Annotated in this window: 24 protein-coding genes and 1 pseudogene; 8 read left to right on the forward strand and 17 right to left on the reverse strand. The window is 66.1% G+C overall.

Features of this window, described 5'->3' with window-relative positions; translation table 11 throughout:
* Positions 1 to 45 precede the first annotated feature (45 nt).
* A complete protein-coding gene (locus tag QFZ41_RS00825; RefSeq protein WP_429196999.1) occupies positions 46 to 708 on the forward strand; it encodes a TetR/AcrR family transcriptional regulator in 663 nt (220 codons plus the stop codon).
* Between the two features lie 29 nt (positions 709 to 737).
* A complete protein-coding gene (locus QFZ41_RS00830) occupies positions 738 to 1,406 on the forward strand; it encodes an HAD hydrolase-like protein (protein ID WP_429197001.1) in 669 nt (222 codons plus the stop codon).
* Between the two features lie 40 nt (positions 1,407 to 1,446).
* On the opposite strand, the gene QFZ41_RS00835 is transcribed toward QFZ41_RS00830, so the two are convergent.
* From QFZ41_RS00835 to zwf, 5 genes are all read right to left on the reverse strand, one after another.
* Positions 1,447 to 2,208 carry a LytR/AlgR family response regulator transcription factor gene (locus QFZ41_RS00835; RefSeq protein ID WP_429197003.1) on the reverse strand — a complete coding sequence of 254 codons (762 nt, stop codon included), beginning with the start codon at positions 2,206 to 2,208 and terminating at the stop codon, positions 1,447 to 1,449.
* Positions 2,205 to 3,284, reverse strand: coding sequence for a sensor histidine kinase (locus QFZ41_RS00840; RefSeq protein ID WP_429197005.1), 1,080 nt, complete (start codon positions 3,282 to 3,284; stop codon positions 2,205 to 2,207). Before QFZ41_RS00840 ends, QFZ41_RS00835 begins: the two co-directional genes overlap by 4 nt.
* Before the next feature lie 67 nt (positions 3,285 to 3,351).
* Positions 3,352 to 3,852, reverse strand: a complete 501-nt coding sequence (msrA, locus tag QFZ41_RS00845; protein ID WP_429197007.1) for a peptide-methionine (S)-S-oxide reductase MsrA — start codon at positions 3,850 to 3,852, stop codon at positions 3,352 to 3,354.
* Entirely contained in the window at positions 3,849 to 4,313 is a 465-nt protein-coding gene (gene msrB / locus QFZ41_RS00850) for a peptide-methionine (R)-S-oxide reductase MsrB (RefSeq protein WP_429197009.1), read from the reverse strand. The genes msrA and msrB overlap by 4 nt, the downstream gene beginning before the upstream one ends.
* Before the next feature lie 119 nt (positions 4,314 to 4,432).
* Positions 4,433 to 5,920, reverse strand: coding sequence for a glucose-6-phosphate dehydrogenase (zwf, locus tag QFZ41_RS00855; protein ID WP_429197011.1), 1,488 nt, complete (start codon positions 5,918 to 5,920; stop codon positions 4,433 to 4,435).
* A 245-nt stretch (positions 5,921 to 6,165) separates the two neighbouring features.
* Here zwf and QFZ41_RS00860 point away from each other — a divergent pair, with 245 nt between their 5' ends.
* Positions 6,166 to 6,912: a glucose 1-dehydrogenase gene (locus tag QFZ41_RS00860; RefSeq protein WP_371021856.1), complete on the forward strand. Its 747-nt coding sequence runs from the start codon at positions 6,166 to 6,168 to the stop codon at positions 6,910 to 6,912.
* Positions 6,913 to 6,922: 10 nt separating this feature from the next.
* Here the strand turns inward: QFZ41_RS00860 and yjjX are convergent, their stop codons facing one another.
* The 3 genes from yjjX to QFZ41_RS00875 form a co-directional block, all read right to left on the reverse strand.
* Positions 6,923 to 7,483 carry an inosine/xanthosine triphosphatase gene (gene yjjX / locus QFZ41_RS00865; RefSeq protein WP_429197013.1) on the reverse strand — a complete coding sequence of 187 codons (561 nt, stop codon included), beginning with the start codon at positions 7,481 to 7,483 and terminating at the stop codon, positions 6,923 to 6,925.
* Positions 7,484 to 7,497: 14 nt separating this feature from the next.
* The gene (gene pgm, locus QFZ41_RS00870; protein ID WP_429197015.1) at positions 7,498 to 9,144 is read right to left on the reverse strand and encodes a phosphoglucomutase (alpha-D-glucose-1,6-bisphosphate-dependent); all 1,647 of its coding nucleotides are present in this window, start codon (positions 9,142 to 9,144) and stop codon (positions 7,498 to 7,500) included.
* Between the two features lie 102 nt (positions 9,145 to 9,246).
* Positions 9,247 to 9,885 (reverse strand): response regulator, encoded by a 639-nt coding sequence (locus tag QFZ41_RS00875; RefSeq protein ID WP_429197017.1) that lies wholly within the window; start codon positions 9,883 to 9,885, stop codon positions 9,247 to 9,249.
* Positions 9,886 to 9,978: 93 nt separating this feature from the next.
* Between QFZ41_RS00875 and QFZ41_RS00880 the strand changes: the two genes are divergently transcribed.
* Positions 9,979 to 10,797, forward strand: a complete 819-nt coding sequence (locus tag QFZ41_RS00880) for a hypothetical protein (protein WP_429197019.1) — start codon at positions 9,979 to 9,981, stop codon at positions 10,795 to 10,797.
* Positions 10,794 to 11,624 carry an NAD-dependent protein deacetylase gene (locus tag QFZ41_RS00885; protein ID WP_429197020.1) on the forward strand — a complete coding sequence of 277 codons (831 nt, stop codon included), beginning with the start codon at positions 10,794 to 10,796 and terminating at the stop codon, positions 11,622 to 11,624. The genes QFZ41_RS00880 and QFZ41_RS00885 overlap by 4 nt, the downstream gene beginning before the upstream one ends.
* On the opposite strand, the gene tadA is transcribed toward QFZ41_RS00885, so the two are convergent.
* The 5 genes and pseudogenes from tadA to QFZ41_RS00910 all read right to left on the reverse strand — a co-directional run bounded on the left by tadA (position 11,621) and on the right by QFZ41_RS00910 (position 15,381).
* On the reverse strand, positions 11,621 to 12,100 hold the full coding sequence (gene tadA / locus QFZ41_RS00890; RefSeq protein ID WP_429197022.1) for a tRNA adenosine(34) deaminase TadA: 480 nt from the start codon (positions 12,098 to 12,100) through the stop codon (positions 11,621 to 11,623). The two genes, QFZ41_RS00885 and tadA, sit on opposite strands and share 4 nt — an antisense overlap.
* Positions 12,101 to 12,166: 66 nt before the next feature.
* Complete coding sequence (locus QFZ41_RS00895) at positions 12,167 to 12,718, reverse strand: DNA-3-methyladenine glycosylase I (protein WP_429197023.1); 552 nt, start codon at positions 12,716 to 12,718, stop codon at positions 12,167 to 12,169.
* 43 nt (positions 12,719 to 12,761) lie between these two features.
* Positions 12,762 to 13,223 carry a DUF1348 family protein gene (locus QFZ41_RS00900; protein ID WP_429197024.1) on the reverse strand — a complete coding sequence of 154 codons (462 nt, stop codon included), beginning with the start codon at positions 13,221 to 13,223 and terminating at the stop codon, positions 12,762 to 12,764.
* 152 nt (positions 13,224 to 13,375) lie between these two features.
* Positions 13,376 to 14,470: pseudogene (locus QFZ41_RS00905) on the reverse strand (NADH:flavin oxidoreductase/NADH oxidase); the annotation flags it as partial.
* Positions 14,471 to 14,544: 74 nt separating this feature from the next.
* Positions 14,545 to 15,381, reverse strand: a complete 837-nt coding sequence (locus QFZ41_RS00910) for a helix-turn-helix transcriptional regulator (protein WP_429197025.1) — start codon at positions 15,379 to 15,381, stop codon at positions 14,545 to 14,547.
* Positions 15,382 to 15,475: 94 nt separating this feature from the next.
* Here QFZ41_RS00910 and QFZ41_RS00915 point away from each other — a divergent pair, with 94 nt between their 5' ends.
* Positions 15,476 to 16,372 carry an SDR family oxidoreductase gene (locus QFZ41_RS00915; protein WP_429197026.1) on the forward strand — a complete coding sequence of 299 codons (897 nt, stop codon included), beginning with the start codon at positions 15,476 to 15,478 and terminating at the stop codon, positions 16,370 to 16,372.
* Here the strand turns inward: QFZ41_RS00915 and QFZ41_RS00920 are convergent.
* Together QFZ41_RS00920 and QFZ41_RS00925 are read right to left on the reverse strand one after the other, a co-directional pair.
* Positions 16,354 to 17,010 (reverse strand): dihydrofolate reductase family protein, encoded by a 657-nt coding sequence (locus QFZ41_RS00920; RefSeq protein WP_429197027.1) that lies wholly within the window; start codon positions 17,008 to 17,010, stop codon positions 16,354 to 16,356. The genes QFZ41_RS00915 and QFZ41_RS00920 overlap by 19 nt on opposite strands.
* 73 nt (positions 17,011 to 17,083) lie before the next feature.
* A complete protein-coding gene (locus QFZ41_RS00925; RefSeq protein ID WP_429197028.1) occupies positions 17,084 to 17,752 on the reverse strand; it encodes an O-methyltransferase in 669 nt (222 codons plus the stop codon).
* 91 nt (positions 17,753 to 17,843) lie between these two features.
* Here QFZ41_RS00925 and QFZ41_RS00930 point away from each other — a divergent pair, with 91 nt between their 5' ends.
* Positions 17,844 to 18,476: a TetR family transcriptional regulator gene (locus QFZ41_RS00930; RefSeq protein WP_429197029.1), complete on the forward strand. Its 633-nt coding sequence runs from the start codon at positions 17,844 to 17,846 to the stop codon at positions 18,474 to 18,476.
* A 2-nt stretch (positions 18,477 to 18,478) separates the two neighbouring features.
* Here QFZ41_RS00930 and QFZ41_RS00935 read toward each other — a convergent pair whose 3' ends face one another.
* Positions 18,479 to 18,928: a MarR family winged helix-turn-helix transcriptional regulator gene (locus QFZ41_RS00935; RefSeq protein WP_429197030.1), complete on the reverse strand. Its 450-nt coding sequence runs from the start codon at positions 18,926 to 18,928 to the stop codon at positions 18,479 to 18,481.
* Between the two features lie 78 nt (positions 18,929 to 19,006).
* Here QFZ41_RS00935 and QFZ41_RS00940 point away from each other — a divergent pair, with 78 nt between their 5' ends.
* Complete coding sequence (locus QFZ41_RS00940) at positions 19,007 to 20,518, forward strand: FAD-dependent oxidoreductase (RefSeq protein WP_429197031.1); 1,512 nt, start codon at positions 19,007 to 19,009, stop codon at positions 20,516 to 20,518.
* A 7-nt stretch (positions 20,519 to 20,525) separates the two neighbouring features.
* Here QFZ41_RS00940 and QFZ41_RS00945 read toward each other — a convergent pair whose 3' ends face one another.
* A complete protein-coding gene (locus tag QFZ41_RS00945; RefSeq protein ID WP_429200157.1) occupies positions 20,526 to 21,407 on the reverse strand; it encodes a LysR family transcriptional regulator in 882 nt (293 codons plus the stop codon).
* Positions 21,408 to 21,511 lie beyond the last annotated feature (104 nt).

Consider the following 21,511-nt stretch of genomic DNA (forward strand, 5'->3'; position numbering starts at 1 on the left):
GGCCGTTCATGGTATCCATGCGGTCATTCGATTCCCGGAGACACCGTGGTCACTTCCACTCCCCGCAAAGCCCGCCGCCCTGGGCGGCCCCCCGCGCAGCCGGATGGTCCCGACCAGCGCCAACGCCTGGTCGGCATCGCCCTGGAACTCTATGCGCGGCAGGGCTACACGGCGACCACGCTCGCCGCGATCGCGCGTGCCGCCGGCATGACCCCCGCGGCCGTGCATTACTACTTCAAGACACGCGAGCAATTGTTCGACACGATCTTCGACGAACACATCGCGCCGATGCGGGCGCGCATCGACGACATCTTCCAGACCCACGCCAACGATCCCATCGCGGCGTTCGCGAGCCTCGCCGAGCGCTTCGTGGAACTGGCCGCCGAGCATGCCTGGATGGGCCCGGTGTTCTTCGGCGAACTGCTGAACGACCACGACCTGTTCAAGCAACATCTGCGCAAGCGGGTCAAGGCCAGCCGGCAGGTCGCCCTGGTCGATGCCATCCGCCGCTGGCAAGACGAGGGCCGGCTGAACAAAGCGCTGGACCCTGCCCTGCTGATGACCTCGGTACTCAGCCTGACGGTGCTGCCGATGACCGCGCGGCGCAAATGGAAGGACGACCCGCTGCGCAAGCACATCGGTGCCGGGGAGATCACACGGCACGCGGTGGCGTTGCTGAATCACGGGCTCGCCCCGTCGAAAGCGTAGAATCGGTGTCTTTCGCGCGGAGCGACGCCTTGGCCTTCCCCTATTCCCTCGTCATCTTCGATCTCGACGGCACCCTCGTCGACAGCGCCGCGGACATCGCCGAATCGGTGAACCGCACACTGATCGACTGGAAGCTGCCTACCTACGATACGGCGCAGATCACCGGATGGATCGGCGAAGGCTCGCGCAAGCTCATCACCTATGCCTTCCGCCATGCAGGCAGCGACGTGGATATCGACGAGGTGATGCCGGGATTCCTCGATCACTATGCGGAGACGGCGTTGGACGGTGTCGCCTACGACGGCGTCGTGGAGACATTGAAGTCGCTGCACGCGCAAAGCGTGAAACTGGCGGTATGCACGAACAAGAACGAGGAATTCGTTCGCCCCCTGCTGGAAGTGCGCGGCATGCTGCCCTTCATCGACGGCATCGTCGGTGGCGACACCCTGCCCGAGCGCAAGCCCAGCGGCGTGCCCCTGCGTTATCTCGCCAGCGAAGCCCATGTACCTGTCGAGCGGAGCCTGATGGTCGGCGATTCCGAAAGCGACGTGCTCGCCGCGCGCGATGCGGGCATGGATTTCGTCCTGGTGAGCTACGGCTACCGGAAGTCGCTCGACCTGTATGGCGCCGGCGCCGTGGCCGTGATCGATCGCATGCCCGACCTGCTGTCCCTCGCTCCTTCCGAAGCCGTCGGCTAAGCGCTGCTAAGCGCTGCCGGGGCCGCACCCACGGCCGGGTTCAGGCCCCGAGGGAGAGGCCTTCGGGCAAGTTCGCGAGATAGCGGCGCGTCCAGGTGATCCGTGCGCCGTCGGCAAGCAGGAGCCGCCGCTCCCCATCCGGCCAGGGCTGGATGCCGCGTATCGCGTCGAGACGGACGATCGTCGAACGATTCACCCGCACGAATTGCCCTGGATTCAGGCGGGCCTGGGTCGCATCGAGTGTTCCGCGCAATCGGTGGGCCGTACCCTCGACATACACGTCCAGGTAGTGGCGATCGGACTCGATGCGATCGATGCGCTCGACGTGGACGAGTTCGGCGGCGTCTCCGCAGGGCAACAGCAGGCGGTCGAGATAACGCGCGGGGGGCGGTGCGTCACCCAGCAAGCCCTCCAGCCGGCCGGCGATGCCGAGCGCGGGTGCCACCTTGGCGCGCAGGCGCGCCAAGGTGCGGGCGAAACGTTCCGGCCCCACCGGCTTCAACAGGTATTCGAAGGCATGCACCTCGAAAGCGCGGACCGCCTGGTCGTCGTGTGCGGTGACGAACACGATCTCCGCCGGCAAGGGATCGCCCAGGGCCTGCAGGACGGCGAAACCGTCGAGGCCCGGCATGCCGATGTCCAGAAAAACCATGTCGGGGCGGTCGCGCTGAATCATCCTGACCGCTTCGCGGCCATCGCAAGCCTCGCCTATCCACTGCACGCCTTCGCTTTCGGCGAGATAGCGGCGCAGCTTGGCACGCGCAGGTGCCTCGCCGTCGACGACGATCGCGCGCAGGTTCACGCGGCCTCCCAGCGCCTGGCCGGCAGCCAGACGCTGACCATGCTGCCACCGTCGGCCACCAGGTCGAGCCGCATACCCGCTTCCTCGCCGTAGAGCTGACGGAGCCGCGCCCCGACGTTGCCCAGGCCGATGCCATGGCCGGGCCTGCCCGTTGCGTCGCCGCCGTGGTCGCGCACGCGAACCGTGAGCCGCCCCGCTTCGCGCGACGCATCCACCCGCACGCGCAGGCCGTCGGGGGAACCGCCGTGCTCGATGGCGTTTTCCACCAGGGGCTGAAGGAGCAGGAAGGGAATGCGCAGGTCATCGAGCGAGGGATTCGTGTCGACCTGCACATCGAAACCGTCGCCGAAGCGCGCGCGCTGGATGTCCACGTAGAGGGACACCAGGCGCCATTCCTCGGCCAGGCTGTGCTCGTGGCTGGATGCGGATAAGGTGTTGCGCAGCAACTCGCCGATACGTGAAAGCATTTCGTCGGCGACGCGTGGCCGTTCGTACATCAACTCCGACACCGCGTTGAGCGTGTTGAAGAGGAAGTGCGGATTGAGCTGCAGGCGGAGGGCATCGAGCCGCGCCTCGGACAGCGCGGACTCCCGTTGCACGGCCCGCAGTTCGCGCGCCTGCCCTTCCCTGTAACGGTCGAAAAGCCATACGCCGGCCACGATCACCACGTAGAAGAACAGCTGCGTCGGCATATCCATGAGATAACGCCATCGCGTCGGGAAATCCGCGAACCCGGCCATGTCCACCATGCGGAACACGATCTGTCGAAGGACGATCATCAGACTGGTCTGTGCGATCGACAGCGTGATGAACAAGGCGGCATGCGCGAACCAGCTGCGTGGCATGCGCCGCAGCATCAGGAACAGGGCTGGCAGAAAAACGCCGAAGCTCAGGGAACTCGTGAGTTCGTCGATCAGCGTCGGCGTGAACAGCGACGGATGGCTGTCGGCCGCGTCGACAAGATACCGGTTGGTGGCGCGCAAGACGCCGATGGCGATGAGCAGCGCCAACCACGGCCATGCTCGAAGGCCACGTCGCCAGGACGGCCGGTACCCCGCACCGATCGCACTCTCCATGCCCTGCCCGCCCCCTGCGTTGCCAGCACCCCGCGGCTCTTATACCAGAGCCGGGGGTGCCGCCGGGTCAACTGGCGCGGCGGGGCAGCACCCAATCGGGCCGGATGAAGTGGCAGGTGTACCCGTTGGGATACTTTTCCAGGTAATCCTGATGCTCCGGTTCGGCCTCCCAGAAGGGGCCTGCCGGCGCGAGTTCGGTGACGACCTTGCCCGGCCAGAGGCCGGAAGCGTTCACGTCGGCGATGGTGTCCTCGGCGACGGCCTTCTGTTCCTCGTCGAGGTAGAAGATCGCCGAGCGATAGCTCTCACCGAGATCGTTACCCTGCCGGTTCAAGGTGGTCGGGTCGTGAATCTGGAAGAAGAACTCCAGCACCTTGCGGTAGCTGAGCTTTTCCGGATCGAACTCGATCTCGATCGCCTCGGCGTGGCTGCCGTGGTTGCGATAGGTGGCGTTGGGCACGTCACCACCGGTGTAACCGACCCGGGTGGCGATCACGCCCGGCTGCTTGCGGATCAGGTCCTGCATGCCCCAGAAACAACCGCCCGCGAGAATGGCGCGCGACGTCATGCGGCACCTCCCTTCGCGTCGCCGGCGAACAGGCTCGCGTATTGCCCGTAGCCTTCCTTCTCCAGGTCGGCCAGCGGAATGAAGCGAAGCGATGCGGAGTTGATGCAATAGCGCAGGCCGCCACGGTCGCGCGGACCGTCGGGGAAGACATGGCCGAGGTGGCTGTCGGCGTGTGTCGAGCGGACTTCGGTACGGACCATGCCGTGGCTCGCGTCCTGCTTCTCGACGACGTGCTCGTTCTCGAGCGGCTGGGTGAAGCTCGGCCAGCCACAGCCACTGTCGAATTTATCGAGCGAGGAGAACAGGGGCTCACCCGACACGATGTCGACGTAGATGCCCGGCGCGTGACTGTCATGGAATTCGTTGTGGAACGGCCGCTCGGTGCCGCTCTGCTGGGTGACCCGGAATTGCTCGGGTGTCAGCTTGGCCAGCGCTTCGGGGGTCTTGCGATACTCGGACATGGGGCCTCCAAGGGGAAGGAAGGTTGCCTAGGGAACGGGGCTCGGGGCCCTCTCCCGGCACTCTCCCCATAATGCGGCCGCCCGTCTTGGATGCAATGGGACAGGCGGCCGCCCGCCTCTCAGGCGGCGATATCCTCCACCCACTGGTGACCCGCCTGGCGCAGCAGTTCGCGGGCGGAATCCGGGCCCCAGGTGCCGGCTTCGTAGGTATCGGGGCCGTTCGTATCCTCACGCCAGCCTTCCAGGATCGGCGTGACCCACTGCCAGGCCGCCTCGGTTTCATCCTTGCGGACGAACAGCGCGGGACTGCCCTTCACGGCATCCAGCATCAGCCCTTCGTACGAGTCGCGGTAGCGAATGCGGCCCGGCTCGCCGAGCCGGGACAGGGCATCCACCTCGTCGAGGCCGAAACTGTTGCCGGGATGCTTCACGAACAGCGGCAAGGTGACGCTTTCGTTCGGCTGCACGCGGATGACGAGCCGGCTGCCCGGGCGAGCTTCGCCGAACAGGCCGGATTCGCCCGCACGGAACTGCACGACGACCTCGGTGAGCTTCTCCGGCATGCGCTTGCCGGAGCGCAGGTAGAACGGCACGCCGCGCCAGCGCGCGTTATCGATCTCCGCCTTCAACGCGACGAACGTCTCGGTGTTGCTCGGGGTCTCGCCCGGCAACTCTTCACGATACGCCGGCACCGGCTTGCCATCCGCGGTGCCTTGCACGTATTGGCCGCGGGCGACATTGGCCCGCAGGTTGTCGCGATCGAGCGGCTTCAGCGTCTTCAGTACACGCACCTTCTCGTCACGCAGCGCATCGGCGTCGAGCGATGCGGGACGCTCCATGGCGACCACGGTGAGCACCTGCAACAGGTGGTTCTGGATCATGTCGCGCAGCGCACCGGAACCATCGTAATAACCGCCACGTCCTTCCAGGCCGACGGTTTCGGCCGCGGTGATCTGCACGTACTCGATGGAGTCGCGATCCCACATGCGTTCCAGCATGGGATTGGCGAAGCGCAGCGCGATGATGTTCTGCACGGCTTCCTTGCCCAGGTAGTGGTCGATGCGGAAGATGCTGCTTTCGGGGAAATAGCGCCCCACGCCTTCGTTCACCTTGCGCGCCGTCTCCAGGTCGGTACCGATCGGCTTCTCCAGCACGATGCGCGACGACTCGCTGCGCAAACCCTTCTCGGCGACATGGCGTGCGATGTCCCCGTACAGATCCGGTGCCGTCGCCAGGTAGAAGACGCGCACGCGATCGGGCGCCACGTTCGATTCCAGCAAGGATTTCAGGCCGTCCCAGTTACCTGTGGATTCGGCGCCGTTGAGGCTCACATAGTGAACCATCCGAAGAAACCGGTTCACTGTCGCATCGATCAGCTCATCCGCGCGCACGTGATCGTGCAGGGCCCGGCGTGCGCGTTCACGATAGCTCTCATCGTCCAGTGCCGAGCGAGCCGTGCCGACGATGCGCGAATCCGAAGGCACCTGCCCTTCGGCGAAACGCCGGTACAGCGCGGGCAACAACTTGCGCATCGTGAGGTCGCCGGTGGCGCCAAAAATAACGTAATCGAAAGAATCGACGGGTTCGAGCGGGGTGGCACTGTTCATGGCGGGGATTCCGATGGCAATGGGTGGGGCGGCGTGCTGCCGTCACCTCGACCGGAACATGAATAAGGTGCCGTGGGCGCCTTTCAAGTACATCTACGGCGATCACCGTTGCCTCCACGGCATAAGTGTTATGCGCGACGAGGTATGACAGCTCGCGCGTCCTCGTCCCCATGGATCGGTGCAGGGCCCCGCACCGGGGCCGACCGCCCCTGTGGCGGACTCTCACTTAGTCCAGGAACATCAAGATGAGCAAGCTCAAAGACAAGGTCGCGCTGGTCACCGGCGCATCCAAGGGCATCGGCGCGGGCATCGCCAAGGCGCTGGCGGCCGAAGGCGCATCGGTCGTCGTGAACTACGCGTCCAGCAAGGCCGGCGCGGACAAGGTCGTGGCCGAGATCGAGGCCGCCGGTGGCAAAGCCGTGGCCGTGGGTGGCGACGTGTCCAAGCAAGCGGAAGCGGAAAACCTCGTCGCCAAGGCCATCGAACACTTTGGCCGTCTGGACGTCGTGGTGAACAACTCGGGCGTGTACGAGTTCGCCTCGATCGAAGTGACGACCGAGGAACTGTACCGCCGCACCTTCGACATCAACGTGCTCGGCACGCTCCTGGTCACGCAGGCCGCCGTGAAGCACCTGGGCGCGGGCGCGAGCATCATCAACATCGGTTCCACCGTCACCCGCATCACGCCGCCCGAGAGTGCCGTCTACACCGGCACCAAGGGCGCGGTGGACGCGATCACCGGGGTGCTCTCCCGCGAGCTCGGCCCGCGCGGTATCCGCGTGAACGCAGTCAACCCAGGCATGGTGATCACCGAGGGCGTGAAGACGGCAGGCTTCGAAGGTTCCGACCTGGAAGCCTTCGCCGTCAGCCAGACGCCGTTGGGACGTGTCGGCCAGGTGGACGACATCGCCCCGATCGTCGCCTTCCTGGCCTCGGACGATGCGCGCTGGCTCACTGGCGAATTGATCATCGCCTCGGGCGGCATGCGCTGAACCGCGGGAGCTAGATAGCCGGCCGGAGCCCGTAGAGTTCCGGATGAAGGAACGGCGCCATCGCCAGCACCATCGCCTGCGTGTACGCGCTCTCGCGTGTCGCGTGGCCGTTGGTGACCAGGCCGATGGCGCCGCCCTGCTGCTTGATGTTCACCGTGTTGAACAGGCGATCCATCACGTCGCCGAGTTCCTCGCCGTCGAGCAAGGCTTCGTAAACGGCCGGTGGCAGGGGCAACCATGCGCTGCACCCTACCGATACGTCCACGCCGTTGGCGATGGCGACATAGCCGAACGTACCCGGGCCGTCCTCGGTGACATCCACGCCGCCTTCCAGCGCGACATAGAAATCCGCTTCGCCGTTCTGCCGGCAGAAGTTCATGCGGTTGATCGCGCCCTCGCGGGTTTCGGCCGCAGACATGGGCTGGTCGTGCACGCCCGACGGCGCATGCATGCCCTCGCATTCGACGAGGCGCCCCGGGAACAGAGGTGCCAGCGCGTTGCGCACGGCGCCGATCTTGACCGGGTTACGCGAACCGACCAGCACCCTGATCGGCGCATTTTCGTTGGACATCGGGAACCTCGGTATCAGCCGGAGAGCGCGTTATCGACCATCGCCTGGGCCTCGGCGAGGACGGTCCGCAGGTGCTCCTTGCCGCGGAAGCTCTCGCCATAGACCTTGTAGATATCCTCGGTGCCCGACGGGCGCGCGGCGAACCACCCGTTCGCCGAGATCACCTTGATGCCACCGATGGCCTGCCCTCCCGCCTTGTTGGTCACCTCGACGATCGGATCTCCGGCGAGAGTCCTGGAAGTGACCTGCTCCGGCGCGAGCTTCGACAGCTTCGCCTTCTGTGCATGGTTGGCCGGCGCGTCGATGCGCGCATTGGCGGGGTCGCCCAGCTGTTTGGTGATGTCCGAATACAGCTCGCCCGGGTCCTTGCCAAGGCGGGCCGTCATCTCGCCGGCGAGCAAGGCGGCCACGATACCATCCTTGTCGGTCGACCATGCCGAGGCGTCCTTGGCCAGGAACGATGCGCCGGCGCTTTCCTCGCAGCCGAAGCCGAGGCTGCCGTCATACAGGCCCGCGACGAAATACTTGAAACCCACCGGCACTTCGCGCAACGGCCGGCCCAGGTGCCCGGCGATACGGTCGAGCAGCGCGGTGCTCACCGCGGTCTTGCCGACGGCCGCGTCGGCACGCCAGCCGGGGCGATTCTGGAACAGGTACCACGCCGCGGCGGCGAGGTAATGGTTGGCCTGCATCAGACCCGAACTCGGCGCCACGACGCCATGCCGGTCGTGGTCCGTGTCGCACGCGAAGGCCACGTCGAACTTGTCCTTCAGGCCGATGAGCCGCTGCATCGCATAGGACGAGGATGGGTCCATGCGCACGCGGCCGTCCCAGTCGAGCGACATGAACGAAAACGTGGGATCGACCACTTCGCTCACCACGGTGAGGTCGAGGCCGTAGCGCTCGCCGATCGCGCTCCAGTAATGCACGCCGGCACCCCCGAGCGGATCGACGCCCATGCGTACGCCCTTCGCCCGGATGATTTCAAGATCGAGCACGTCGTCAAGGTCGCCGACGTAACGCTGGAGGAAGTCGAATTCATGCGTGCTGCCGGCCTTGCGCGCCTGGGCGAACGGCATGCGCTTCACCTCGCGCAGGCCACCCTCGATCAGTGCGTTGGCGCGTGCCGCGATCCACGAGGTGGCGTCGGTGTCGGCGGGGCCGCCATGCGGCGGGTTGTACTTGATGCCGCCGCTTTCGGGGGGATTGTGCGACGGCGTGATGACGATGCCGTCGGCCCGTCCTTTCTCGCGGCCGCGGTTGTACACGAGGATGGCGTGCGACACCGCCGGCGTGGGGGTGAACTCGCCACCGGCCGAGACCTGTGTCTCCACGCCATTCCCCGCCAGCACCTCGAGCGTGCTTTCGAACGCGGGACCGGACAAGGCGTGGGTATCGATGCCGACGAACAGGGGACCGTCGACGCCGTCCTTCGCGCGGTATTCACAGATCGCCTGGACCACCGCCAGTACGTGCCATTCGTTGAACGAACGGTCGAACGACGAACCGCGATGGCCAGAGGTGCCGAAGGCGACCCGCTGCTCGGGCACGGACGGGTCGGGCTTGAGGTCGTGGTAGGCGGCTAGCAGGGCCGCCACGTCGACTGGCTGGCTTTCCGTCGCGGGCTTACCCGCAAGTGGGCTGATCTTGGCACTCACCATCGCTCTCCTGGGATCCGGCCCCCAAGCATACGACGTGTTTTAAGAATTCTTCCATGTCCGTCGCGTCCGGCGATCGTTATCGTGACGCCTGTCGAGCGCGCGTTACAGGCGCAATCGCTCGATGTACTCGAAGATCTCGGCATCCGTGTCGAGTCGCAACTTTCGCATCGCGTTCGATTTCTGCTGGCTGACCGTCGACAATCCGCGCCCTGTCGCCCTGGCGATATCGGTGACACTGTTGCCGGCGGCGAACAGCTGCAGGATCTTCAACTCACGCGGCGAGAGGTCGGCCAGGGTGCCGGACTTGCCCAGCGGCTCGCCTTGCGGCGTGGCGACCAGATCGCGCACCGAACTACCGAGGTAGACATGGTTCGACAGGATTTCCACCAGTGCCTCGGGTATCTCCCGGGTATCGCCGGACTTGCCGATGAGGCCGAGCACACCGGTGCCGATGATCTCGCGGTACAACGCCGGATTGGCCAACGTCGTGATCACCATCACGGGAATCGCCGGAAACCGGCGCCGGATTTCCCGCAACAGAACGAGGCCGTCCCGCCCCGGCGCGGGCATGCTGAAATCGGTGATCAGCGCATCGCAAGGGGTCGTGGCGAGCAGCCCGAGCAATTCGTCCGGCGACTGCGCTTCGCCGACGATGGTGGCGAGGCCATCTTTGGCCAGGGCCAGCGTGAGGCCCTTCAACACGACGGGATGATCGTCCGCCAGAATGACGCGATAGACCATGAGTGATCCTTCCTTTCTTGCTTGTCCAGCCACCGACATGCCGGTCTGGAGCACCGCCGGTGGACCGTTGAGTTGAGCACATCGCGCCCTTCAATGCCACTCCATCGGCGTCTCGCGGCCTGGTGGCACGATCGCATCAGCGCCTTTTCACGCTCGCGAATCGCAGCGAGCACCAGCCTTCCGCAATTGCTGGGCGCGCTCGGCAGCCACTACGAGGCGCAAGCGCGCACACGGGGCGTCGTGCTCGAACTTGAGATAGATCCTGTGCTCGCGGGCGACCTGCATGGTCCCTATGCCGCCCTCGGGCACGCCCTGTCCCTGCTGCTCGACGACGCGCTCGACGCCCTGACTCCACGTGTCGCCTTGCATGTGGATGTGGTCGGCGATGACAGCGGAATGCAGATCGTGCACTTCACTGTCGCCGCGGGCGGCCTGGCATGCCAAGACGAGGTGGCGACCATCGTCGCCTCGTTCGGCGGCGTGATGCACCGCGAAAGGGACGCGGACATCGGTAGCCGCGTGATCGTCGAACTCGCGCTGGAACGTCCACGCCCGCCGCCGCGCATCGATGTCCACGCACTGCGTTCCACGCTCGGTGGAGAGCAGGCGCTTCGCGAGGTGATCGCCGCGCTCGACCGGTCGCTGAGCAGCGACCTGGCAGGGTTGCCCGCGCTGCTGGCCGAGCCGGGGAAAGACCACCTGCAAGCATGGCTGCACAGGGTCTCCGGCGCCCTCGGCATGGCCGAGGCCACGGGGCTGTCATGCGTGGGCCTGGCCCTGGAACGAGACCTCGCCCAGGGGCGCAGCCGTCTCCTGGACCTGGCGATCGGGCGTTTCGCCGATGACGCCGGCAAAGTCCTGGAGGCCCTTCGCGAGCAGGCCGGGCCGATCGGCTATAGTTCCCGGCCGTGAACACCCTGCCCTCCCTCGACGCCTCCGCCGACCCGTTGCGCGGCTTCATCGACGCGCACCCACGCCTGTTCGTACTCACCGGCGCGGGGATCAGCACCGACTCTGGCATTCCCGATTATCGCGACGACCGCGGTGCGTGGAAGCGAAGCCCGCCGATGACCTTGCAGGCGTTCATGAGTGGCCCGCCGGCGCGCGCACGCTACTGGGCTCGCGGCATGATCGGGTGGCGCCACTTCTCCGCCGTATCGCCGAACGTGGCGCATCTCGCGCTGGCGGCGATGGAGCGAGCGGGCCGTATCGAACTCCTGCTCACGCAGAATGTCGACGGCCTGCACGAACGGGCGGGCAGCCTCAACGTGGTGGACCTGCACGGCCGGCTCGACCGCGTGCGCTGCATGCAATGCGGCGATATCACCTCGCGCGAGACGATGCAGTCGCGCCTGCAAGATGCCAACCCCGCATGGATGGCCGTGCAGGCCACCATCGCGCCGGATGGCGATGCCGACCTGGAGGGCGTCGATTTCTCAGGGTTCTCGATTCCTCCCTGCACCGTCTGCGGAGGCATCCTCAAGCCAGACGTGGTCTTCTTCGGCGAGAACGTGCTCCGCGGCCGCGTCGATACCGCTTGGGCGCACCTGGGCCGGGCGGATGCGATGCTGGTGGTCGGCTCGTCGCTGATGGTGTATTCGGGTTACCGGTTCGTACTGGAAGCATCGCGCCGCGGGCTGCCGATCGCCTCGGTGAACCTCGGCGTGACGCGGGCCGACAGCCTGATCACGTTGAAGGTGGAGCGATCCTGCGCCGACGCACTGGCACCGTACGCCTAGCGGCGTTCGCGGAAGAAGCGGCGCAGGAGGTCGCCCGCCGCCTCCGCTTCAAGCCCACCCGTCACCTCGACGCGGTGGTTGTGCCGTGGCGACAGCAGGGTATCGAAAACACTGCCCGCGGCCCCCGTCTTCGGGTCGGTCGCGCCGAACACCACGCGCGCGACGCGCGCATGCACCATGGCCATGGCGCACATCGCGCACGGCTCCAGCGTGACGTAGAGCGTGGCCCCCGGAAACCGGTAGTTCGACAGCGTCTGGCCCGCCGCCCGCAGTGCCTGGATCTCGGCATGCGCGGTCGGATCGTTCAACGTGATGTTGCGATTCCAGCCCTCGCCCACCGCCATGCCATCCAGGACCAACACGGCGCCCACCGGCACCTCGCCCTCGGCGTCGCGCGCATGCACGGCCAGCTCGAGCGCACGCGCCATCCACGCCCGGTCGTTCTCGTCGAACGCGGCGTGGGTGACGGAAGGCATGGCATCGTTCGGAAGCAAGGAAACAGCCCGCTCTGCGAAACCGGGGATTCTACGCCACCGCCCCCCTCAGCGCCTGAAGCACCCCAACGCATGATCGTCCACGATCCCCACCGCCTGCATCCAGGCATACGTGATCGTCGGCCCGACGAACTTGAACCCACGCTTCTTCAGGTCCTTCGAGATGGTCACCGACAGCGGCGTCTGCGCCTGTATGGTGCGTCCGTCGCCGCGCAGCACCTTCCCCCCGGTGAACGACCAGCAATAGCTGTCGAAGTCCTCACCCCGGGCCCGCATGTCCTCATACACGCGCGCACCGTTGATGGTGGCCTCGATCTTCGCGCGCGAACGGATGATGCCGGGATCACCGAGGAGCCGCAGGATATCCTTCTCGCCGAAGCGCGCGACCTTCGCCGGATCGAAGCCCTTGAATGCTTTCCGGAAGGTCTCGCGCTTGCGCAGGATGGTGATCCACGAAAGGCCTGCCTGGAAACCCTCGAGCATCAATTGCTCCCACAGCATGCGCGAGTCGTGCAATGGCACGCCCCACTCCGTGTCGTGGTACGCCTGGTACAGCGGGTCGGCTCCCGCCCAGGCGCAACGCTTGGGTTCTTTGCTCATGAATCGTCCTCGGCCTCATGTCCACGCACGGCCGGGGAAGATATCAGAGGCCGAGGTCGGAAAGCCCCGGATGATCATCGGGACGGCGGCCGAGTGGCCAATGGAACTTGCGTTCGCTTTCCTTGATCGGCAAATCGTTGATGCAGGCATAGCGATGGTGCATCTCGCCGGCCTCGTCGAATTCCCAGTTCTCGTTGCCGTACGAGCGGAACCAGTTGCCACTGTCGTCATGCCATTCATAGGCGAAACGCACGGCGATGCGGTCGCCGGTGAAGGCCCATAATTCCTTGATCAGCCGGTACTCCTGCTCCTTCGCCCACTTGCGGGTGAGGAACGCGACGATGTCGGCCCGTCCGTTCACGAACTCGGCGCGGTTACGCCAGCGGCTATCCGGCGTGTATGCCAGGGCCACCTTCTCCGGGTTGCGGCTGTTCCAGCCGTCTTCGGCAAGGCGGACCTTCTGGACGGCGGTTTCGTGCGTGAAAGGCGGAACGGGTGCTGCCATGGTCGCGCTCCTTGCCGGGAGGAGCACCCAGTGTAGCGATGGCTGCGACAGAGCGACTTGCATCATCTTGTCGCAGCCCCGGCACCTCACCAGTAGGCGCCGTTCTCGTCCCGTTCCCACGACGCCATCGGACCGACGGGGCCGTCGACACCGAACAGATGACGGTGGCGTGCGGGTTGCGAACGCAGGTACTGCTTCGGCGGAAGCACGGTGGCACCCAGTTCGGCCGCCGCGTGCCACGGCCAGCGCGGGTCGTAGAGGATGGTGCGGGCCAGCGCCACCAAGTCCGCGTCGCCGGTGGCGACGATCGCCTCGGCTTGTTCGGCACTGGTGATGAGGCCGACCGCCACCACCGGCATCTTCACCGCCTGCTTCACGGCGCGCGCGAACGGCACCTGGTAACTCGGACCGGCGGGAATGCGCTGGGCCGGATGGAGGCCGCCCGTGGACACGTGGATGGCGTCGCAACCGCGCGCTTCCAGAGCCCGTGCGAAGGCGATCGTCTGCTCCAGGTCCCAGCCCCCGTCCACCCAATCCGTGGCCGACACACGCATGGTGACGGCGCGATCCACGGGGAAGGCATCGCGTACGGCGTCGAACACCTCGAGCGGGAAGCGCATGCGGTTCTCCAGCGAACCGCCGTATTCATCGGTGCGTTGGTTCGACAGGGGCGAAAGGAACTGATGCAACAGATACCCGTGCGCGCCGTGCAACTGGACGAAGTCCAGGCCCAGCCGCGCGGCCCGGACCGCCGCCGCCGCGAAAGCGTCACGGATACGGATCATGCCTTCGCGATCGAGGGCCACGGGGGCCACATCCCCGTCGTTGAACGGCACCGCGGATGGCGCAACCGTCTGCCAGCCGTGCGGATCGTCCGGTGGCAACTGGTGTCCACCCGCCCAGGGGACCTCCGTGGACGCCTTGCGTCCGGCGTGACCCAACTGGATGCCGATCGGAATGTGCGACCAGCGGCGAACGCTTTCGAGCGTGCGCCGCATCGCTTCTTCGGTCGCATCGTCATACAAACCGACGTCGCCCCAGGTGATGCGGCCTTCCGGAAGCACGCCCGTGGCCTCGATCGTCAGCAGGGCGGCTCCCGACATGGCGAGTTGGCCGAGGTGGATCTGGTGCCAGTCGTTCATCTGGCCGTTCTCCGCCGAGTACTGGCACATGGGCGCGATGACGATCCGGTTGGGCAACTCGAGGCGGCGTACGTGAATCGGCTTGAATAGCGCGGGTTGCGCCATGACGGTTTCTCCTGAAGGTTTTTCGAAGGGCAGACCCACCACATGGTGCCGCGCAGGGGATTGGCAAGCCTCGGTCAGGCCGGCGATGCGGCGAGGATCGTCTTTATGCGTACCGCGTCCTCCGGCGTGGCCGGGTTGTAGACGATCATGCTGAGATCGGGACGTCCGTCGACCGTGAACGCCGAATATTCCATCGTCAGCAGCCCGCCATCCACGTGGCGAAAGATCTTGGTGCCGCCTCCGTGGTGGCTCACGTCGTGGTTACGCCACATCGCGTCGAATTCGGCGCTTTCGCGGCGCAAGTCGGCGACGAAGGTCTCGATGTCCCTGGACGCCCCGGCGCGCGCGACATCGGCGCGAAACGACGAGACCACGAAGCGGGCGACACTTTCCCAATCCAGCTGACGTTCCCTGACGCGCGAGTTGGAAAAGATCAGCCGCAGGATATTTCGATCGGCGGCCTCGAGGTCGCCATAGTCGGTCAGCACCGCCGCGGCGGCGCGATTCCAGGCGACCACGTCCCACGTGGCGGTACGCACGATGGCCGGACAGAGTTCGAAGGCATCGAGCACGCGTTGTAAACGCGGCGTCACGCCTTCCACCGCCTGGTAACGGACTTCGGGCGGCCGGCCCAGGCCGAGCAGGAAGAGATGCTCACGCTCGACATCGGTGAGCATGAGCGCGCGCGCGATGCGCTCGAGCACATCGGCCGATGGAGCGCCGCCCCGCCCTTGCTCCAGCCACGTGTACCAGGTGGCGCTGACGTTGGCGCGTTGGGCGACTTCCTCACGGCGCAGGCCGGGCGTGCGCCGGCGTGCCAGCGGGAATCCGAGCGCCGCGGCGTCGAGCCTTGCGCGGCGGTCACGCAGGAATTCCCCGAGCGCGTTGTCCCTCGTGAGCGGAACGCTCATCGTGTTAGTCCTCATACCCGTATAACGTCACTACTTCACCCCGATAGATCATCCATGGAGAGTACGCCCATCATTCGTTCGATGGGAGATATCCATGCGCGTATTCGTGACAGGTGCGACAGGCTTCGTCGGCTCCGCCGTCGTGAAGGAATTACTGGACGCCGGACATGCCGTGCTTGGTCTTGCTCGCTCCGACGCGAACGCCGCGTCACTACTCCAGTCAGGCGCGGAGGTGCATCGCGGCTCCCTTGAGGATCTCGACAGCCTGCGCCGTGGAGCATCCATGGCGGATGCCGTGATCCACGCGGGGTTCAACCACGACTTCTCACGCTTCGGGGAAAATTGCGCGATGGATCGCGCCGCCATCCTCGCCCTGGGCGAAGCCCTCGACGGCTCGGAACGTCCCTTGCTGGTGACCTCGGGCGTCGCGCATCTCGCCCATGGCCGCCTGGCGACGGAAGAAGACGGTCCGGTGCCGACCTCCAGCACCTATCCCCGCGCCTCGGAAACGACCGCATTCGAACTCGCGGCGCGCGGCGTGCGCGCGTCGGTGGTTCGCCTTCCTCCTTCCGTGCACGGCGAAGGCGACCACGGCTTCGTGCCACGTCTTATCCAGTTCGCTCGCGAGAAAGGTGTCGCCGCATACATCGGCGAAGGGACCAATCGCTGGCCGGCCGTGCATCGCCTCGACGCCGCGCGCCTGTACCGGCTCGCCCTGGGCGCCAATGCGATCGGCGGCCGCTTCCATGCCATCGCCGAAGAAGGCGTGCTGTTCCGGGACATCGCGGCGGTGATCGGCCGCCGCCTGGGTGTTCCCGCCGCGAGCAAGACCGTCGAGGAAGCGAAGGCCCACTTCGGCTGGTTCGCCATGTTCACCGGCATCGACGCGCCGACATCGAGCGAACGGACGCGCGGGCAGCTCGGCTGGCAGCCGACGCAGCCAGGCCTGCTCGCCGATATCGACCAGCCGGCCTACTTCGAAGGCGCTTGACGAGCCAGCACGACGTGCATGGCGTTCTCGCCCTGGGCATGTTCGACCAACGCATAGCCCAGGGCGGGAAGATCGATGCCCGCGAACAATGCCTCGCCACGTCCGAGCAGCACCGGCGAGATGGCCAGGTGCAATTCGTCGATCGCGCCGGCTTGCAGGTATTGACGGATGGTCGAGGCGCCTCCGCCGATGCGGATGTCGGCTTCGCCGGCGGCCTTCCTGGCCGATGCCAGCGCTTCGTCGATGCCACCGGTGACGAAATGGAAAACCGTGCCACCTTCCATTTCGACCGGTGCCCGCGCATGCCGTGTCAGGACGAAGACGGGACAATGATAGGGCGGTGTATCGCCCCACCATCCCTTCCAGCTTCCGTCGGGCCATGCGCCGCGAACGGGACCGAACATGTTGCGGCCGAGGATCCAGGCGCCCATGCCTCGCATGGATCGCGCGGCATACGTCTCGTCGACCCCCGACGTGCCGCCTTCCTCGCCCGTCATCGCATGGAAGGTTCTGGTGCCGACCAGCCATCGGTGCAGCGCCTCGCCTCCGAGGCCGAGGGGATGATCCAGGCTTTGTTCGGGTCCGGCCGCGAAACCGTCCAGCGACAGGGTGAATCCAGCGACACGTACCTTCGTCATGCTCCGTCCCCTCCGTGCATTTTGTGCGCTTCAATGATGCCTTAGCAGGGGATAAGGCATCACGACGATGACATCAACTCCCAATCCGCACGGACAACTCGACATCCCCATCGAACGGCATCGACAGGTAGCCACGCGCCGGGGAACGCACGCGTGCGACGTAGTCGGGACTGTAATCGGCGTTGTCGGCGACGATGAAAGCGCCCGGTCGCAGGCGGCTTTCCACCAGGTCGAGGACCGCGGGATAGAGGGCCTTGGCACCGTCGAGCAGGAGCAGGTCGATGCTTTCGGGAAGATTAGTGGCCAACGTCTTCAGCGCATCGCCCTCGCGGATCTCGACCAGGTCGGCGAGCCCCCCGGCAATGAGGTTATCCCGGGCCCGTGCCACCTTGGACGGCTCGAACTCCGTGGTGATGAGGCGGCCACCGCCGTTATCGCGCAAGGCCGCGGCAAGGTGCAGGGTCGAGATGCCGAACGAGGTGCCGAACTCGACGATCGTCCGTGCGCCGCAACCACGCGCCAGCATGTAGAGCAGCTTGCCCGTCTCGCGGGAGACGGCCAGCGGCATGTCCTTCAGGCGCCCATAGAAGTCCAGGTATTCGGTGGTGCTGCGCATGAGGCGTTCGTGGTCGTCGCGCGACAGTTCGGCGATGGCGGGCGCGGCTGCCGGGGACGTCTGGTCCGCCTCGTGGAACAGGCGGTCGATCAGCGTGGCAAGCGGCGTGGCGGTAAGGGTGGACATGCGGTTTCTCCGGTCTGAAATGCGCTCGTGTTGCGCCGGATTAGAATGCGATGGTTTACTCGCGTTTTGTAATCGCATTACGGCGCCGCCCATGACCGATCGTAGAAATCCGCCTATTTCCTCGCGAAAACAGCCCAAACAGGCTCGTTCGTCCGGGCTCGTCGCGACCATCCTGGAAGCCGCGGCTCAGGTTTTGGCCAAGGAAGGCGCACACCGTTTCACCACGGCGCGGGTGGCCGAGAAAGCGGGCGTCAGCATCGGTTCGCTCTACCAGTATTTTCCGAACAAGGCGGCCATCCTCTTTCGCTTGCAAAGCGACGAATGGCGGCAGACGACGAACCTGCTACGCGAGATCCTCGAGGACACGCGCCATCCGCCGCTCACACGCCTGCGCACCCTCGTCCATGCCTTCATCCACTCGGAATGCGAAGAGGCCGCGATGCGCGTGGCCCTCAACGATGCCGCCCCGCTCTATCGCGATGCGCCCGAAGCGCGGGAAGTGAAGGCATCGGGCGAACGCACGATCCAGGCCTTCATGCGGGAGGCACTGCCGGATGCTCCGGAGGCGGTCCGCGTACTCGCCGGCGACCTGATCACGACGACGTTCGGCGCGGTGGGCAAGCAGTTTTCGGAAACGCCACGCACGCACGCGGACATCGGGGCGTACGCCGATGCCATGGCCGATATGTTCTGTGCGTACCTGAAGGCCATCCAGGACGCTTGAGGTCACGGCGCGGACACGATCTCGACGTCCTTCGCAAACTTCTGTAGCAAGCGCACGAGTTCGTCCACTTCCTTCTCATCCCAACTCGCGAGGAGCTTTCGACCGAGACGCTCACGGGCGGCGTCCAGGGCATCGGTCATCGCCTGGCCCTTCGGCGTGACGACAGCCTCGCGTACGCGGCGGTCCTCGCCGCCGGCGCGGCGCGCCACCAGGCCGAGATGCTCCAGCTTCGCCATCTGGCGACTCACGGTGGTGTAGTCGCGCCCCACCCGCCCAGCGAGATCGACGACGCCGATCGGTCCGAAACGCTCGGTCAACACCAGGAGCGGGAACAAGGCCCGCTCGAGCGCGATGCCGGCCTCACCGATCAGCCTGTCGTCGCCTTCGGGACGATTCATGACGTGGACGATGCTCAGCAACGCGCCATGCAGCGCGCGTATCCGTTCCGACATATGTGCATCTTGCACATTTCTCTTCCCAGGCATACCCTCTCCTCTACTTACGTGCATATTACACATAAAGGACCGACCATGACGAACGGCACCAGGGTGGACGTGCTCATCTGCGGCGCGGGGGCGAGCGGCCTCACGCTCGCCATCGAACTGGCGCAGCGGGGGGTGTCGTTCCGCCTCGTCGAACAAAAGGAGACGCCCTTCCACGGGTCGCGTGGCAAGGGACTCCAACCCCGGACGCTCGAAGTCTTCGAGGATCTCGGCATCCTGGAGCGCATCGTGGCGGCGGGTGGCCCCTATCCCCAGCCGCGCTCATATCGCGACGACGGTGGGTATACCGAGTCCCCGCTCATGGAACACATGGATCCCACGCCGGCCGAACCCTACCCCGCCGCAGTCATGCTGCCGCAATACCTTACCGAACGGGTGATGCGCGAGCGACTGGCCGAACTCGGTCAACGGCCCGCCTTCGGGCACACCCTCGTCGGGTTCGAACAGAATGCCGAGGGCGTTTCCGCCCGGATCGCCGGCCCGCAAGGCGAACAAACCCTCCGCGCCCGTTACCTCGTGGGTGCCGACGGCGGCCGGAGCACCGTGCGGCAGACGGCAGGCATCGACTTTCCCGGAAGGACTCTGGGCGCACGTGGCCTGGTGGCCGACGTCATGCTGACGGGCCTGGAACGCGACGCGTGGCACCGGTTCCGTGAAAGCGACCCGCAAAGGCAGATCGCGATATGCCCGCTAGCCGGAACCGAGTTGTTCCAGATACAGGCTCCGGTGCCCCTGGAAGGCGACATCGATGTATCGGTCGAAGGCCTCGCGGCCATGGTCGCCGAGCGTACGGGCCGCGACGACATCCGCATCGCCTCGGTGACCTGGGCTTCGGCCTTCCATATGCATGCGCGGCTTGCCGATCGCTATCGGGCGGGGCGTGTTTTTCTAGCCGGCGACGCTGCCCACACGCATCCGCCGACCGGGGGACAAGGCCTCAACACCAGCGTGCAGGACGCCTATAACCTGGGCTGGAAACTGTCGGCGGCGATCGCCGGCGCGCCCGATGCGTTGCTCGACAGCTACGAGCAGGAACGCCGCCCTATCGCCGCCGACATGCTTGGTCTCTCAACGCAACTACTCGACTCACTCAAGCGTGGCGACTTGCGGCGCGGCCGCGAGGTTCGCCAACTCGACCTCGGCTACCAGGGCTCAGCGCTTGCGTTGGAGCGCCCCAAGCGGGCAAGTGGCCTCGCGGCAGGCGACCGTGCACCCGACGCGCCCGTGCGTGGCGCGGCGGGCATGCCCGCGCGCCTGTTCCAGCTGTTTAAGGGAACGCACTGGACACTGTTGGGCTACGAGGTGGACCGCGACGCGGTACCGCCACGCGCGGGCTTGCGCGTCCACACGTTCGGCGCGCGTGGCGATCTGGTGGACGATGCGGGGCACTTCGACGCTGCCTATGCGCCTTCGCCGGGTGACTGGTTCCTCGTCCGGCCGGATGGGTACATCGGCGCGGTCGTTTCGACGGCACACCTCGGCGCGCTGGAGGAATACCTTCGGCACGTCGCGCTGGTCGAGGAAGGCGTGGCGGCCTGACGAACGGCTAGACGGCCAACGCCCGCACGAAATCGACGAAGGCCTTGAGCGGCGGTGGCACCAGTCGCCGCCCCGGGTAATAAAGGAAAGGCCCGGAAAAACTCTGCCACCACGGCTCCAGGACCGGTTCGAGCGCACCCGTGTCGAGGTGCGGGCGAAGCCAATCCTCGAAGAGGTAGATGATGCCGGTGCCGGCGAGCGCGGCGTCGACATTGAGATCGGCGCCACCGCCGATCCGCACGATCAAAGGTCCGGTCGGATCGACGCGAACGATCTCGCCGTCGCGCTCGAACTCCCATGGCGGAATCGTGCCGCTGGGGAACCGGCCCCGCAGGCAGGCATGGTCGAGAAGATCGTGCGGATGCTCCGGGCGGCCACGACGCGCGAGATACGACGGTGCCGCGGCCGTGGCGAAGCGCTGCACGCGGGGCCCGATCGGCACGGCGATCATGTCTTGTTCCAGCCGCTCGTCGTAGCGAATGCCGGCATCGCATCCGGCTTCGAGGATGTCGACGAAGTTTTCCTCGGCGATGATCTCCAACCGTATATCCGGATAGGCCGCGAGGAACGGCGGCACGATCGCGGGCAGCACCAGTCGCGCGGCGACCACGGGCACATTGAGGCGGAGCGTCCCCGCCGGTCTGTCGCGGAAGTCGTTCACCATCTCGAGCGCCGCTTCCACTTCGCTCAGCGCGGGCCCCAGCCGCAACAACAGGCCCCTGCCCGCATCGGTGGGGGCGACGCTGCGAGTCGTCCGGTTGAGCAAGCGGACGCCCACCTGCGCCTCCAGGCGGCGCACCGCTTCGCTAAGGCTGGACGCGCTGGTCCCGTTCGCCCGCGCGGCTTCACGGAATCCACCGGCCCGCGCCACCGCGACAAGCGCGTTCAGATCGTTCAGGTCGACTTTCATTGTTCGTCATTCCGTACAACCCGTGCGGATTGTGCCGGATTATCGGGGCGATGGAGAGTGGCTATCTTGAGGACTCCCCGCCT

Origin of the sequence: Luteibacter sp. W1I16 (assembly GCF_050434905.1) — a bacterium.
Classification (GTDB): domain Bacteria; phylum Pseudomonadota; class Gammaproteobacteria; order Xanthomonadales; family Rhodanobacteraceae; genus Luteibacter.